Genomic DNA, 13,604 nt, shown 5'->3' with positions numbered 1-13,604 from the left:
ATCCTTTATATTGGGTACTCTGTACTTGTAGTGTTAGTTATGCATATATGGAGGAAATATTTATGAATATGACTACTAATAACACAAAAACTCATTTTAAAATGTACAAAAGTGGTAAACAGTGGCTCTACGTCAGTATCACCACTTTTGGATGCTCAGAAGTCAATAAATTGGACTATTTTTATTTGGTTACTAGGCGCCATTGGTTGGACTTCAGTTAATGTTTTGTATACTTGCAAATACACCTCTTCACGCTTCAATATTGAATAAAACGCTCCCCTCCAACAATTATCGTATGAATGTCCTTTGAGTGAATATGAATGTTTCAAACTATAATTTTGACACTTTCACTTGATTTTAGTCGAAAGTATCATTAACTAATTAATATTGTACAAATCCACTTCGTACCCGATGAAATATCATGGCAAAACATCAACTATAAGGCTTGTTGATAGATACAAATAACTATCGAAATTGTTGACTGCTAGTTGCGTTTGGTTATTTCACGGCTATAAAATAAGTTCACGTTGTTCTATAACTATCTTAATTTAAAGGATATCGTATTACGCAAAATCGCAAATATACTCGTAAGTGCAACTATCAGCCTATTAATTAATTCATTTACTTAACTTTTTTCAACTGATCCTGACATTACTTTTTTATATTACCAACAAAAAAAGCCCACCCGCAGGTAGACTCTTGTATATTACATTAACTTTCAAATCAAGTGCTTATTTAAAAAATGCTGGAAGGAATTCTTTGTGTGCTTCAAGCATTTCTTCCATTACTTGCTTAGCCACATCACCACTGGTAACTAACGGATTGATTGTTAAGGCTTGTAATAACGTGCCGCGATCACCTGTCACGGCCGCTTCAATCGTTAATTGCTCCATGGCCTTCATTAGTTGAAGTAAGCCACGTTCTTGCGGTTTGAAACTACCAAAGTTGTATGGTACTGGTCCATTACCAGTTAACGTACATGTGACTTCGACGGCACAATCATCCGGCAAGTCTTTGACCGTACCATTATTGCGGGTGCTGACGGTCATGGTTGTGCGCTTGTCATTGTAAATTGACGTAATCGTTTCACACGCTGCTTCACTATAGCGGGCGCCACCACGTTCTGCCAGTTGCTTAGGTTTGTAGTCTAATTGGGGGTCTTTGTATAGAGCAAATAACTCTGCTTCAATTTGTTTAACCTTTTCCGCACGGGTACCATTAACTTCAAAATCAGCAAGTTCTTCGGCCAACATCTTATCCGTATGGTAGTAGTAGTTATGGTATGGGCACGGCACCATGTGAAGATTTTCAACCTGTTCAAAGATCAAATTATTATCCTTGATATTAGCAACAATTTCGGTATTGGTCCCCGTTCCATACATCAGCTTAATTAACTCATCTGTCCGGTCAACCCCCTTGCTATCCATGACCGTATGCCAGTGCATGTGATTGATGCCAGCAAATTGGAAAAATAGCTTTTCAGGGGCTTCACCGAGTAATTCAGCTTCATTGACAACCGCATTAACTGGGATATTGCATAACCCAACTACTTTGGGCCAGTTACCGTATCGCAAGACAGCCTCGGTCACCATCCCAGCTGGATTAGCAAAGTTAATTAGCCAAGCATCTGGACATAATTCTTTCATATCTTCAACGATATCTAAGATTACTGGCACCGTCCGTAAGGCATTGAAAATCCCCCCGGCACCATTGGTTTCTTGACCAATCATCCCGTGACTCAACGGAATGCGTTCATCCAAAACGCGGGCCGATAATTGCCCGGCCCGTAATTGGGTGGTCACAAAATCGGCATTCTTTAAAGCTTCACGGCGATCAAGAGTTAAATGCACTGTACAATCAATCCCTGCTGCTTTGACCATCCGTTGGGCCATCGCACCGACAATTTCGAGCTTTTCCTTACCAGCTTCAATATCAACTAACCACAAATCGGTTAATGGAAATTCTTCGTAGCGTTTGATAAAACCTTCAATTAATTCAGGTGTATAACTTGAACCCCCACCAATCGTGACTACTTTTAAACTTTTACGCATCATATTTCTGTCTCCTTTATTAAATTCGATTATCAATTGCAGCTAATTCAGTTTCAATGTCCGTTTCTTTGGCTAACATTTGTTTTTCAGCCACTTTGAAAAATGGCCAATAAATAGCAACCGCAACTACAATTTCAATGGCTGACCAAACGGCCGCACGCCAATCCCAACCAGTTGCCATTAGCGGCCCAATGATTGGTGGAATCGTCCATGGCACCACCGTGGTTGGCCGACCAATGATGTTACCTGCCATCAGTAAGTACGTGCCCACGGCTAATACTTGCGGGATAATGACAAATGGAATCATCATCAAAGGATTCATGATAATGGGAAAACCAAAGATAACCGGTTCGTTAATTTCAAATAATGAACCACCAATTGATAATCGTCCCAATTCCTTATAGGTCTTAGTTTTTGAACGAAGCATTAATAAAACTAACGTTAACGTTGCCCCTGTTCCCCCAACATTAACGAATAAACTTGAAAAGCCAGCAGCTGTAATATACGGAGCGGCCTGTCCATGGGCAAATGCAGCAGCATTAGCGGTAATGAAGGTTAGAAAAATTGGATCAGTAACCCCTTGCAAAGTAATATCGCCATGAATGCCCGCACACCATAATAAGCTAACTAGCAGTGTATAGACCATAATGCCTGGTAGTGTGTTTAATGCGAATAATAATGGGGCGAAAATATGATCAATGAACAATGCTAAGTTAAAGTGTAATGGCACCCGAATGATCCAAAATAAGAGTAAAACGATTGCGGTAGGAATTAATGATACAAATGAATTACTAACGGCTGGTGGTACGCCGGCTGGTAAGCGAATAATTAACTTGTGCTTCAAACATAGCCGGAAAATTTCAGTCGTACTAATCGCGGCAATAATTGCTGTAAACAAACTCCCCGATCCAAAAGTGGCGGGATCAATTACTAATTTGTTAGATAATTCAATCGTCAAAAACGCAATTAATGCTAACGCCGCTCCGGAAATTGCATCAAGCTGGTAACTTTTGGAAAGTTCATAACCAATGCCAATCGTTCCAAGTAGTGAGATAATCCCAAATGAAACACTAACGGCAGCAGCTAGCATCGGCTGATATGGAGTAATAAACTTTATCCATGCTGGAATCGGAATATTCCCCACAATTAAAAATAAACTACCGACAATAATGGCTGGTAACGCTAATGCTAATCCATTCCGGATGGCGACGAGGTGACGTTGGTTCCCGATAATACTTAGTGGCGGGATCAATCGCTGCTGTAACCAATTCATGAATTTGTCCACGATGTTATCCTCCTTTACGTATGCTTTGAGAATAACGGTTTAATTTAAATTCGTAAACGCTTACAATAGATTATAGAACATCCTTATTCACTATGGTGAATGTATCAACAATGAAACACAATGTTCCATTTAACTTATACCCGGGGGATCTCTTATGTTATTTTTACCTTATAATATCAGTCTAAAGAATACCGAAATTGATATTTACAACTATATTATTAATAATCTCAATCAAGTCGGCTTAATGCGGATTCGCGAATTGGCGGATGCTACCCATGTTAGTTCATCAACTATTTTGCGTTTCTGCCGTAAATTTGAATGTACTGGCTATGCTGATTTTCGTTTACGAATTCAAGCCTACTCAAAATCATTAAATGCACACCATTTACCAATTGCTCCCGTTGATGAATTTCCCTTTTTAGAATTTTTAAAACATACGCACTATCCTGATTTTCAAGAAAAAATTACCGCTGCAGCCAATATTTTGCTAACTTCCGATTTAGTATTATTCGTTGGTGTCGGTACTTCAGGTATTTTTAGCCGCTATGGTTCCTATCTCTTTTCATCTTTAGTATCACTATCACTAAATATCGAGGATCCACTAAACATGCCTCTATATAATTTGGTGGATAATCATCATCAAAAAATTTGCTTAGTGGCACTTTCGGTCTCAGGCGAAAATGAAAGTATTATTAATTATATTAATCACCTTAAAACGCATCATGCTCAAGTTATCTCATTAACTAATAGTGGTAATGCAACTATTGCTAAACTATCTTCAATCAATCTTGCGTATTATCATAATATTGAAATGTATCAAGATACTAATATCACATCTCAGTTAGCTGTCACGTATCTTTTAGAAGCTTTAGCCCGCACCGCTCACCAAATCAAAGCAGTTAATTAAGCCATTATGTTGATCTACTAGCTTTTTAATTTACTTTAAATTGAACCATTTTTATTGTAATTAAAAAATTAAGTGCTTATAATAATTTATAGCTCATAAAATATACACCTACTTGGTGAATTAAGCATATTTAAAATCGTGAGTTAGCTTAAAATAAACGCAATAGGATAAATAAATGAAAAAAACATTAAGTATCATCGTAGCAACTAGCCTACTTTTTGTCTTAGCTGGTTGCGGTCACTCATCAGCTAAACATACGCATCATGAAGATCAGGCAACTGAAATGAGCACTAATAGTAGTTCAAGCTCATCATCAAGTGCTGCAACTAGTTCTGATGATAATGACGCCACAAGTTCAGCTGCGAGTTCAGCTGCCAATACTTCAAGTTCACAAAGTGCTACATCTGATAGTGCCAATGACCATCAGCAAAGTGCCGCGGCTGTTAGCTCTCAATCAGCCGCTAACAGTAGCTCACAAGCAGCTGCCAATACTAACAACAATCAGTCAACTGGTCAAGTAACCAATTCAGCCCAAGCAATTAATGTATTACGTGTGCAATTAGGTGCTAAGGCTAAAGACATGCAACTTGTTGCTAATGGAACCTCAACTGTTAACGGCCAAACAGTCTACAACATTGCCGTTTATCAAGGATCTTCTAAAGCTCCATCTGCTGCCTACCTTGTCTCACAAAGTGGTAAAGTTACCCAACAATGGTAAGCAAAAAGGACATGTAGCAAAATACACTAAATAAACCCCTTGAAGAAATTTCTTCGAGGGGTTTATTGTTTATCGACCTAGCAAAGTGTATTTAAGCAGTTTAGAAACAATTTCATACCACAAAAAAAGCCGTCTAAATCACTTTAGACGGCTTTTTAAGCTTAACGCGTAAGCACTAATAAATTAGAAGCTGTACTTGTTGTCGCTTGTTTCTTTGATGTAGTTAGAAGTGAGACCTTCTGCTTCAAGGAATTCGCGGAATGGTACTAATTCTTGTGCTTCGTACTTTTCCTTGTATTCTTTAACAATGTCTTCACTGTATAAGTTAGTGTCAAGCTTCAAAGTTTCAACTGGGATTGGACGATCCTTAGTGATCTTAGCATCAACCACAACAACACGACCTTGGTTGTAGTATTCAACGGCTTGCTTCATCACGCTGTCGATGTCTTCGATACGGCTAACAGTTAAACCAACGGCTCCTTGAGCTTCACCAATCTTAGCGTAGTCAACATCAGTAAAGTCAACCCCGAAGTTGTAAGTGTTAGTGTCTTCGTACTTGTTCTTAATGAAACCGTACTCAGTGTTAGTGAAGACCACGTTAATAACTGGTAAGTCATAACGGACGTTTGTCACAACATCTGGGTAAGTCATTGAGAAGGCACCGTCACCCATCAAGTTCCAAACTTGACGATCAGCGTAAGTCTTCTTGGCAGCAATACCACCTGGTAAAGCGATACCCATTGTTGCAAACAATGGAGATGTACGCCATAAGTTCTTAGGTGTCATGTGCAAGTGACGGATTGACATTTGTGTAACATTACCAACGTCAGTAGAGAAGATTGCATCTTCTGCAGCGTACTTGTTGATGGCGTTGTAAACTTGGTAAGCTTGAAGAGGACCTTCAGTCTTGTTTTCAAGTTTGTTCATGTAATCGCGCCAGTTTTGTACGTTCTTAACGTTAGCAGTCCACCAAGCTGATTCTTCAACTGGTGACACTTTAGCAAGGATTTCGTCAATTGCTTGACCAGCATCCCCAAGGATTGCAACGTCAGTTTGGTGACGCTTACCGAGCATAGCTGGGTTGTTATCAATTTGGATAAATTTGTCAACGTTACGGAAAGTACCTTCAACTTCAGAGAATGGGAAGTTAGTACCAACGAACAAGACAGTATCAGCTTCAAGAACAGCTTCGTTAGCTGGCTTCCAACCAACACGGAAAGTTGAACCAGTGAAAGCTTCAAAGTCCCATTCGAAAGTTTCAAAGTTCTTACCAGTTGTAATGATAGGTGCTTTGATCTTACGAGCTAATTCTTGAACGGCTGGACCGTGACCCATAGTACCAATACCAGTGTAGATAATTGGACGCTTAGCTTGGTTCAACAAAGCAACAGCTTCATCAATGTCAGCTTCGTCAACTGGTGCTGATTTGTAGTTCTTGAACTTTTCACCTGAAGAGTATAAAGGTGTTGAGTAAAGTGATGTTGCATCAAGTTCAGCAAAACCAAAGTCAGCTGGCACTTCAAGAACGGCAACCCCGCGCTTAGCAATAGCTGTACGGATGGCATCATCAACTAAGTGTGGTAATTGTTCGGCAGTTGCAACACGACGGTTGTAAACTGCGATGTTGTCGTACATTGGGTTTTGGTTTAATTCTTGGAATGAGTCCATGTTTAATTCACGAACTGGCTTTGATCCTAAGATTGCCAATACTGGAATGTTATCCATTGCAGCATCGTATAAACCATTGATTAAGTGAGTTGCACCAGGACCACCTGATCCAACAGTAACACCTAATTTACCACCAAATTTCCATTGCATTACAGCAGCCATGGCACCGATTTCTTCGTGCTTAACTTGTAAGAATTCGATGTTGTTTTCTGGGTTACCCATCGCGTTCATCAAGCCACTTAAAGTACCTGAAGGAATACCGTAGATGGTGTGGACACCCCATCCTTCCATAACCTTCAACGCTGCTAATCCAGCTGAAATCTTCTGTTCTGACATATTATCCATCTCATATTTTTCAAAAATGTAACCGTTTTCAAGTATATTATACTTTAAAAAAAATAGCAATACTTAAGACTTTTAAAAAAGCCTTGGTTATAACCTTTATAAGCTATAAATTAACACCGTTGTATTTAATCTTTCATGGGTGGTTACACTTAATTCTATATTTTTAAAGAATATAATTTAATTATAAATTACCAGAATACATTTGACAATACATTATGTATTAATGGTTAGTTAAGCTAATTGTAATTGATGTTATATTTACCAAAAGTACAACTTAGTATATTTGTAAAATCCCACAAATTATTTTTTTATCTTAATAAAAACCCTGTTAAATCAGCTTTTTTATGTCAAAACTTAAACTAATTTGTAACTAGTTTTGTTCTTAATTTATTCAAGTTTAAACTTCTAGTTGTCACTTTATTACCCAAAATAAAATTTTGCTATATTGGCTGCTTGAATCCACTTCTGGTAATTTTCTAAAGTACCTTAAGCTTTTTATAAGTTAACTAACTAGATTTGACAGTTTTTGCTTGAAAATAAAAAAGAGCTGTGCCATAAGTCAGGCGATATCGAGAAATACACTAAAAATCCCCCATGAAACATTTTCTTCATAGGGGATTTTGGCATATATCGAATATATCGGACTTCTAGAGTGCATTTTGATAGTAATTTAGTACTCTGTCACACCCTCCACTGTCGTTACACTATTATCTATTTATTAGTTAGCGTGGTACTTCGCAAAATTTTGGGCAATTAAGCGGCCATTTAACCCAGTTTTGGCGACCTTACGCACCCAGATTGAGGTGTGGGTTAATGCGTTTAATGCTAGATAATCCGTTCCTTTACGATTACGAATAATCTGAATTTGATCATCCGGGCAAGCTTGATTGTAAGCATCAATAGCTATTAGTAGTTCTTGTACGAATACTTGCCATGGTTTAAAGACATTATCGTTATGCGTACGATTAAACGAACTTGATGCATATGGATACTGTTGCAATAACATGATTTCTGAAACATGTTTTATTTGTAATTTTTCAAGTAAACTTACCTGTCCTGGCTGAAAGCGCAATGTTTGGTTACTAAAAACATAATTCGTCCATGCATCATCCCCTTCTATTACATTTCCATGCTTATCTTTACCAGCATGGTTATTCCAATTGTATTGGCTTGGATCTAATTGGAAGGTTTTGGCATCCCCTAATTGGCGATCAATCGGCACATAATATGGTTCTGAAGCAATGCTGATTGGTGCAAAACTTAATTTCAATTCAAATGGGAACTTCAATTGCAATAACGGTAACACTGCTTGGCGATAAAAATTGCTTAATGTTTGTACGTGTTTGGGTGATGATTTTAAATCGTATTTTTTTAGTGACTTACGTAATTTACTATAATCATTATCAGCTGATTTTAAATTCAACTTATTTGTATAAATTATTTGCAAATCTGCACAGATAATCTGATAGAGTTTGCGGGCTTTTTTGACTGAATAGGCACTATCCATAATTTTAAGTAACGTATGGCGCATCTTATGATTGTTTCTAAATGCTTCGTGGAAAATTGTCTGACTCAAACTATATGCCTTGTGATCATTTAGTTTGGTATATTGGGTCGCTGTTGGTGAATATTTATGCTGACAGCGCTTGTTAATATCGCAACACTCAATTTCACTGCGGCCCGCCCCCATATTTAAATTCAAAACAAGCACATGCGCTGTCATCAAACTTCCAGATAAATTATTAGGAATTAGTGATGTGACAAATTGCGTATCAAAATCTACGACCAGATGACTTGCATCATATAATTTACGCATATGAAAGTGTGGCACTTGATGCTTTTGCTCAGCATTAGCTGCCAAACCTTGTAGATAAAAAAAGTCTGCAGCCGTCGTCTTACCAAGATGGCGCTGATAAATTTCTTTGGCCTGCTTTACTAACTGTTGGCGTCTTGCACTAACTTTAATTTCTCTGTCCATGTAACTCCCCCCTTTACAATTATTTTTATTATCTTCACTATAATGAAAAATAAAATTGAACACAATTAATACGTTCTTGTCCTAGCCATTATGTCGGTCCTAGCTATTTATGGCTTACTAATCGCCACCTTGCTTCACTAATCAGTAATTGACAAGATAGTTATTTTTATCTATTATACTAAATAAAATCTATAATATTAAACGTGAGGTGCCTTATGATAACAGAAATCGTCGGTAATCGCTTAGCTGACATTCGCCGGCAACGTGACTTAACACTTCAAGAAGCCAGTACTTTGACTGGCGTTAGTTCCGCTACTTTAAACAATATTGAACGCCACACGACCTCACCATCAATTGATACTCTCTGGAAAATTTCAAGCGGGCTTGCCGTGCCAATTAACTACTTCTTTGCTACCGATAAAGTTGATTTTGAACTCGCTAATCCAACTGATTTTCACGAAATCACGAGTAATGATCCGGCTGTGGCTGTCCAATCAGTTTTCAGCACGCTCGTTAGTTCGAATTTTGAAGTCTTTCATTTGACGCTCGCCCCCCAAGCACAGCGCCAATCAGCGGCTCACGTGCCCGGCACAACTGAAATGCTCATTGTCGAAACTGGCACCCTAACCGTCATGATCAATGAGCAACCGCATGTTATTTACGCCGGTAGCATGGCCAAATTCAATGGAACTTTTGCGCATGCCTACCATAATATGGCTGCTACGCCAACCACTTTCATCAGTTTGATGATTTACGAGCGATAGGAGGCCCTGATGAATCTTAAAGCCATCTTCCTTGGTATTTTAGCCGCACTGTTCTTTTCATTAACGTTTTTACTCAATCAGGTCAATTTGCAAGCCGCGGGTTATTGGTTATGGGTCGCTAGTCTACGCTATTTATGGATGTTACCGATGATTGCCCTCCTTGGGACCATCCCCCAACTACATGCCGATTTTGCTAAAGTATGGCGGGCCATTAAAGCCGCCCCGTGGTACTGGCTTGGCTGGAGTAATGTCTGCTTTGTCCTGTTTTATGTTCCTTTAACGTGGTCGGCGCAATTTCTCCCCGGTTGGCTGGTCTCAAGTCTTTGGCAACTGACGATTATTTTCGGGGTGCTAACAACACCACTGATGAAAGTCGCTGACAGTACTGGTATCCCCCAACGTTTAACGATTCCACGCAATAAGATTAAATGGATGCTAGTCATTTTAGTCGGCATTGTTATGACAACCATGCAAACGCAGGCCCTCCATGCTGTTAATCGGGGCTTTGGCTGGGCGATTTTGGCGATCTTAATGGCTGCCATTTGCTATCCGCTAGGTAACCGTCAAATTGGTGTCCGGTATGGGCATTTCAACGGCCTTGAACGCGTCTTTGGGATGTTACTAGCTACCTATCCAACTTTTATCGTGCTAAGCATCATTAGTTATCTTCGGGTGGGCCGCCCGGATAGTGCGACGTTACTGAGTACCTTTGGGGTCGCCTTGTCTTCTGGGGTCATTGCGACGGTTTTGTTCTTTCATGCAACCGCATTGGCGGGCCAAAACATGGAAACGTTGGCCACGGTCGAAGCAACCCAATCATTTGAAGTTATTTTCACCGTCCTCCTAGGCTTACTATTTTTAGGCCACGCGCTACCAAGTCACTTGCAAATGGTGGGCTTACTGATCATGTTGCTTGGGATTATGGGCATCAACTTCACTGGGGTGCTGCATCGTACCAGTAAGTTGTGAATTGACAGTCGGAGGCGGCCATGTTAATGTTAATATATAAAAATTAAGTTACGATAATAAAAAATTATCAAACTTCTTGAAAGGAGGTCCTCCCGATGAGTCTTTTTCAAAAAATCTTAGCCACTATCCTCGTGATTTTAGCAGCCGTGGCAAATCACTTTAACGTAGATTACGTCAGCACAATCCTATCAGTGCTCACCTTATTAGTAATCTTCATTCCGGTGAAAGCTAATCACGCCAACTAATATTAGTAAACTAAAAATACCAACCGGAAATGGCGCTATTTTCGATTGGTATTTTTTTATGATTGTAATAATTTCACTTAGGATATTGTCATAATCCAATAAAGTTTGTGCTAATGGATAATGGTATTGACGTTTAACCACAATGCTTATTCTCTTATATTTTTCTAGATTTATCGTTCTATTATATCCCTTTTGCTATTTTACCGACTGCTTATGATAGTTCGTATCAAAGAAAGTCGTGATAATATTAAAAATAAGCATACTGTACCCGGTTATGACAATGGTCGTGTCCTCATGGTAATGGTTTAGCATATACGTAGCTAAAACGGCAAATGCCATCCGAATAATGACATCCCCGCTTAGGATCATTAATTTTTTCATGTAAGTCCCTCTGATTTACGCGGCTCAACAAGGTCCTTGCGCGAAATCTTCTTAATTTTGTTATAAAACAATTTAAATATAAATAAAAACTAATGTCAAATTTTATAATTAGGATTTCATGGGGCTGAATCACTGAAAGCACCTCCTTCATTCGTTTGTATTATGATAGCTAAAATGCTATCACGATGACAACTATTTCGCAGGAGGCCACACAATGACTAAAATTGATGACTATATCGCCAAACGTTCCCAAGATAATCCTGAATTCGCACAAATGCTTGAACAAGCTGATCTAAACCTTGAAATTGGGATTCAGGTCCGTAATTTACGTGAAGAACTCAAGATGAGTCAACGTGATTTTGCGGCCTTAATTGGTAAACCTCAATCAACGATTGCTAGAATTGAAAGTGGCACCACGAATGCCAATACGACAACCCTAGCTGAAATTGCCCGTGCCACCCATCAAAAAATTACGATCCAATTCACACCAATTTAATGGTATCACCACTTCAAATACGCCCAGCTGCCCTGAAGATTTACTCTTCTAACGTTAGCTTGGCGTATTTTTGTTATTGTTCAAAAAAGCCCACCTAAAATACAGGTAGACTAGTCGTGTTTTGATTGCTGTTTGAATTTTGAAATAACGTTGTCAAAGTCCGTTGAGTTTTCATATGAACGCCTTGGTAAACAAGTAACTACCGAAGTAAATTACCCATAACCTACCATTCAATCCTGATGACCCGCACGTTTGTGGAATTTGATAATATCGACTAAATACCACCCCGCAACTGGCACATTGCATTCCAAAAATAGCAAGCTATACCATGTGAACGTATGGAGGTTGTTAGTAATGAAATCTAAGCCGATTTTCACTAAGAGGACTACGAAAAATAGCCCGGTAATCCCTGTCAGGCGGTCTTGCCACTAACTCAGCGTGTATTTAAGTAATTGCATATCTGGTCCTTTTGCTATTTGCTACTCATCTTATTGTTGTATCTATAATAATTTTAACATACCACCATAATTTTACGAATCAAAACGTCGATCATTACAGCTGTTCGTGAACGCCTAAAAACATCCATATTCAAATTTTGAGTTAGTTGCTTCCACCCGATTGCATTTTCACGCTGTTTAGCTTAAGCTGATTACAAATACCAAATGAAAGGTGGTCCTACAATGCTACAACAGCACCGTGTAATCCCCACTGAATACCCATTAATTTTAGCCATCTGGGAGCAATCTGTCGCAGCTACGCATACCTTTTTGCATCCTGATGATTTTGCCTTTTACCAAGCGCTCCTCCCAAATTTTCTAGCCCAGGTCGATTTACGGCTATGGTCAGTTGATAATCAACCAATTGGCTTTAGTGGAACTAGCGGGGATGAATTAGCGATGTTATTTCTGGACCCTACCAAAATTGGTGCTGGTTATGGCCATCAAATCTTAACGTGGTTAATTACCAATCAGCACATCACGAAAGTTGACGTCAATGAGCAAAACGACCGAGCGCACGCGTTTTATTTAAACCACGGTTTTGAAATTGTTGGACGCAGTCAACGCGATGATTTTGATAAACCGTATCCAATTTTACATTTAGCGATACGTGAGTAGCGGTTGTGAACTACTCGCCAATGGAAACCATGTGCAACTAAAAAGACATTAGTAACTAGTAATTTAGCTACTAATGTCTTTTTAGTTCACCGATTTACTTCCCCTAAGCCACAGTCGTTTAATCTTGTTTAGCCGATAGCCCATATACGTATACTGATAACCAATTAACTTCATATCATGATAATTAGTCCATTCGACTAATGTCTGATCATAGATGTAGTGGTGTTAGACGAGCCATCCTTATGTCCGTTTGCAAGCAGCCATTAATAGCGATGCTTACGTTAATTTTACCAGTGCTGACGCAGGATTGGCTTTCTTGAATGACTGATTTTAAGTATAAACCATCGTTTGAAAGTCGTTTTAAAAAGAACTATAAAAAAATGATTAAAGGTGTGCGTTATAAGGCAATTGATTTTGAGATTGTCTATCGTAAACTTTTATCTGATGCTCCACTCGATGACCATTACAATGATCACCCTCTGAAAAATCGTAGACCAGAACGTGATTTACACATTAAACCCGATTGGTTGTTGATTTACAAGTATGATGGTGAATACGTGAAATTTATTGATACTGGTACACATTCAGACTTATTTTAATCACAAAAATACAAAAACATGCTAATCTACAGCTGATACCAAAGATAAACCCTTGAAGAAAATTATTCAGGGGTTTATTTAGC

Annotated in this window: 13 protein-coding genes; 8 read left to right on the top strand and 5 right to left on the bottom strand. The window is 38.8% G+C overall.

Annotated elements, in window-relative coordinates:
• Positions 1-47 precede the first annotated feature (47 nt).
• On the top strand, positions 48-221 hold the full coding sequence (locus tag HF964_RS10075) for a KxYKxGKxW signal peptide domain-containing protein (RefSeq protein ID WP_420850116.1): 174 nt from the start codon (positions 48-50) through the stop codon (positions 219-221).
• A 510-nt stretch (positions 222-731) separates the two neighbouring features.
• On the opposite strand, the gene HF964_RS01220 is transcribed toward HF964_RS10075, so the two are convergent.
• Together HF964_RS01220 and HF964_RS01215 are read right to left on the bottom strand one after the other, a co-directional pair.
• On the bottom strand, positions 732-2,054 hold the full coding sequence (locus HF964_RS01220) for a 6-phospho-beta-glucosidase (protein ID WP_210726973.1): 1,323 nt from the start codon (positions 2,052-2,054) through the stop codon (positions 732-734).
• A gap of 16 nt (positions 2,055-2,070) precedes the next feature.
• Positions 2,071-3,336: a PTS transporter subunit EIIC gene (locus HF964_RS01215; RefSeq protein ID WP_168721225.1), complete on the bottom strand. Its 1,266-nt coding sequence runs from the start codon at positions 3,334-3,336 to the stop codon at positions 2,071-2,073.
• A 154-nt stretch (positions 3,337-3,490) separates the two neighbouring features.
• On the opposite strand from HF964_RS01215, the gene HF964_RS01210 reads away from it, so the two are divergent.
• Positions 3,491-4,243, top strand: a complete 753-nt coding sequence (locus HF964_RS01210) for a MurR/RpiR family transcriptional regulator (protein ID WP_168721224.1) — start codon at positions 3,491-3,493, stop codon at positions 4,241-4,243.
• A gap of 175 nt (positions 4,244-4,418) precedes the next feature.
• On the top strand, positions 4,419-4,961 hold the full coding sequence (locus HF964_RS01205; protein ID WP_168721223.1) for an LptM family lipoprotein: 543 nt from the start codon (positions 4,419-4,421) through the stop codon (positions 4,959-4,961).
• A gap of 183 nt (positions 4,962-5,144) precedes the next feature.
• Here the strand turns inward: HF964_RS01205 and spxB are convergent, their stop codons facing one another.
• Together spxB and HF964_RS01195 are read right to left on the bottom strand one after the other, a co-directional pair.
• The gene (gene spxB / locus HF964_RS01200) at positions 5,145-6,965 is read right to left on the bottom strand and encodes a pyruvate oxidase (protein ID WP_168721222.1); all 1,821 of its coding nucleotides are present in this window, start codon (positions 6,963-6,965) and stop codon (positions 5,145-5,147) included.
• Between the two features lie 727 nt (positions 6,966-7,692).
• Positions 7,693-8,952 (bottom strand): hypothetical protein, encoded by a 1,260-nt coding sequence (locus HF964_RS01195; RefSeq protein WP_168721221.1) that lies wholly within the window; start codon positions 8,950-8,952, stop codon positions 7,693-7,695.
• Positions 8,953-9,167: 215 nt separating this feature from the next.
• On the opposite strand from HF964_RS01195, the gene HF964_RS01190 reads away from it, so the two are divergent.
• Both HF964_RS01190 and HF964_RS01185 read left to right on the top strand, forming a co-directional pair.
• Positions 9,168-9,716, top strand: a complete 549-nt coding sequence (locus HF964_RS01190; protein WP_168721220.1) for a helix-turn-helix domain-containing protein — start codon at positions 9,168-9,170, stop codon at positions 9,714-9,716.
• Positions 9,717-9,725: 9 nt separating this feature from the next.
• A complete protein-coding gene (locus HF964_RS01185) occupies positions 9,726-10,685 on the top strand; it encodes a multidrug resistance efflux transporter family protein (RefSeq protein ID WP_168721219.1) in 960 nt (319 codons plus the stop codon).
• 203 nt (positions 10,686-10,888) lie between these two features.
• On the opposite strand, the gene HF964_RS01180 is transcribed toward HF964_RS01185, so the two are convergent.
• Positions 10,889-11,071 (bottom strand): hypothetical protein, encoded by a 183-nt coding sequence (locus tag HF964_RS01180; RefSeq protein ID WP_168721218.1) that lies wholly within the window; start codon positions 11,069-11,071, stop codon positions 10,889-10,891.
• Positions 11,072-11,525: 454 nt separating this feature from the next.
• On the opposite strand from HF964_RS01180, the gene HF964_RS01175 reads away from it, so the two are divergent.
• From HF964_RS01175 to HF964_RS01165, 3 genes are all read left to right on the top strand, one after another.
• The gene (locus HF964_RS01175) at positions 11,526-11,807 is read left to right on the top strand and encodes a helix-turn-helix domain-containing protein (RefSeq protein WP_168721217.1); all 282 of its coding nucleotides are present in this window, start codon (positions 11,526-11,528) and stop codon (positions 11,805-11,807) included.
• Positions 11,808-12,487: 680 nt separating this feature from the next.
• The gene (locus tag HF964_RS01170; protein ID WP_168721216.1) at positions 12,488-12,922 is read left to right on the top strand and encodes a GNAT family N-acetyltransferase; all 435 of its coding nucleotides are present in this window, start codon (positions 12,488-12,490) and stop codon (positions 12,920-12,922) included.
• A gap of 320 nt (positions 12,923-13,242) precedes the next feature.
• A complete protein-coding gene (locus tag HF964_RS01165; protein WP_168721215.1) occupies positions 13,243-13,521 on the top strand; it encodes a type II toxin-antitoxin system YafQ family toxin in 279 nt (92 codons plus the stop codon).
• Positions 13,522-13,604: the final 83 nt, after the last annotated feature.

The sequence above is a fragment of the Periweissella fabalis genome, from assembly GCF_012396505.1.
Taxonomy (GTDB): Bacteria; Bacillota; Bacilli; order Lactobacillales; family Lactobacillaceae; genus Periweissella; species Periweissella fabalis.
Note: the sequence above shows the minus strand (reverse complement) of the source record. Positions and strands in the feature narration are given on the sequence as shown.

Bases quoted from the DNA above. Each gene is read 5' to 3' on its own strand.
- HF964_RS01185 (WP_168721219.1), top strand. From the start codon at position 9,726: ATGAATCTTAAAGCCATCTTCCTTGGTATTTTAGCCGCACTGTTCTTT.
- HF964_RS01210 (WP_168721224.1), top strand. From the start codon at position 3,491: ATGTTATTTTTACCTTATAATATCAGTCTAAAGAATACCGAAATTGAT.
- HF964_RS10075 (WP_420850116.1), top strand. From the start codon at position 48: ATGGAGGAAATATTTATGAATATGACTACTAATAACACAAAAACTCAT.
- HF964_RS01220 (WP_210726973.1), bottom strand. From the start codon at position 2,054: ATGATGCGTAAAAGTTTAAAAGTAGTCACGATTGGTGGGGGTTCAAGT.
- HF964_RS01205 (WP_168721223.1), top strand. From the start codon at position 4,419: ATGAAAAAAACATTAAGTATCATCGTAGCAACTAGCCTACTTTTTGTC.
- HF964_RS01165 (WP_168721215.1), top strand. From the start codon at position 13,243: ATGACTGATTTTAAGTATAAACCATCGTTTGAAAGTCGTTTTAAAAAG.
- spxB (WP_168721222.1), bottom strand. From the start codon at position 6,965: ATGTCAGAACAGAAGATTTCAGCTGGATTAGCAGCGTTGAAGGTTATG.
- HF964_RS01170 (WP_168721216.1), top strand. From the start codon at position 12,488: ATGCTACAACAGCACCGTGTAATCCCCACTGAATACCCATTAATTTTA.
- HF964_RS01190 (WP_168721220.1), top strand. From the start codon at position 9,168: ATGATAACAGAAATCGTCGGTAATCGCTTAGCTGACATTCGCCGGCAA.
- HF964_RS01175 (WP_168721217.1), top strand. From the start codon at position 11,526: ATGACTAAAATTGATGACTATATCGCCAAACGTTCCCAAGATAATCCT.
- HF964_RS01195 (WP_168721221.1), bottom strand. From the start codon at position 8,952: ATGGACAGAGAAATTAAAGTTAGTGCAAGACGCCAACAGTTAGTAAAG.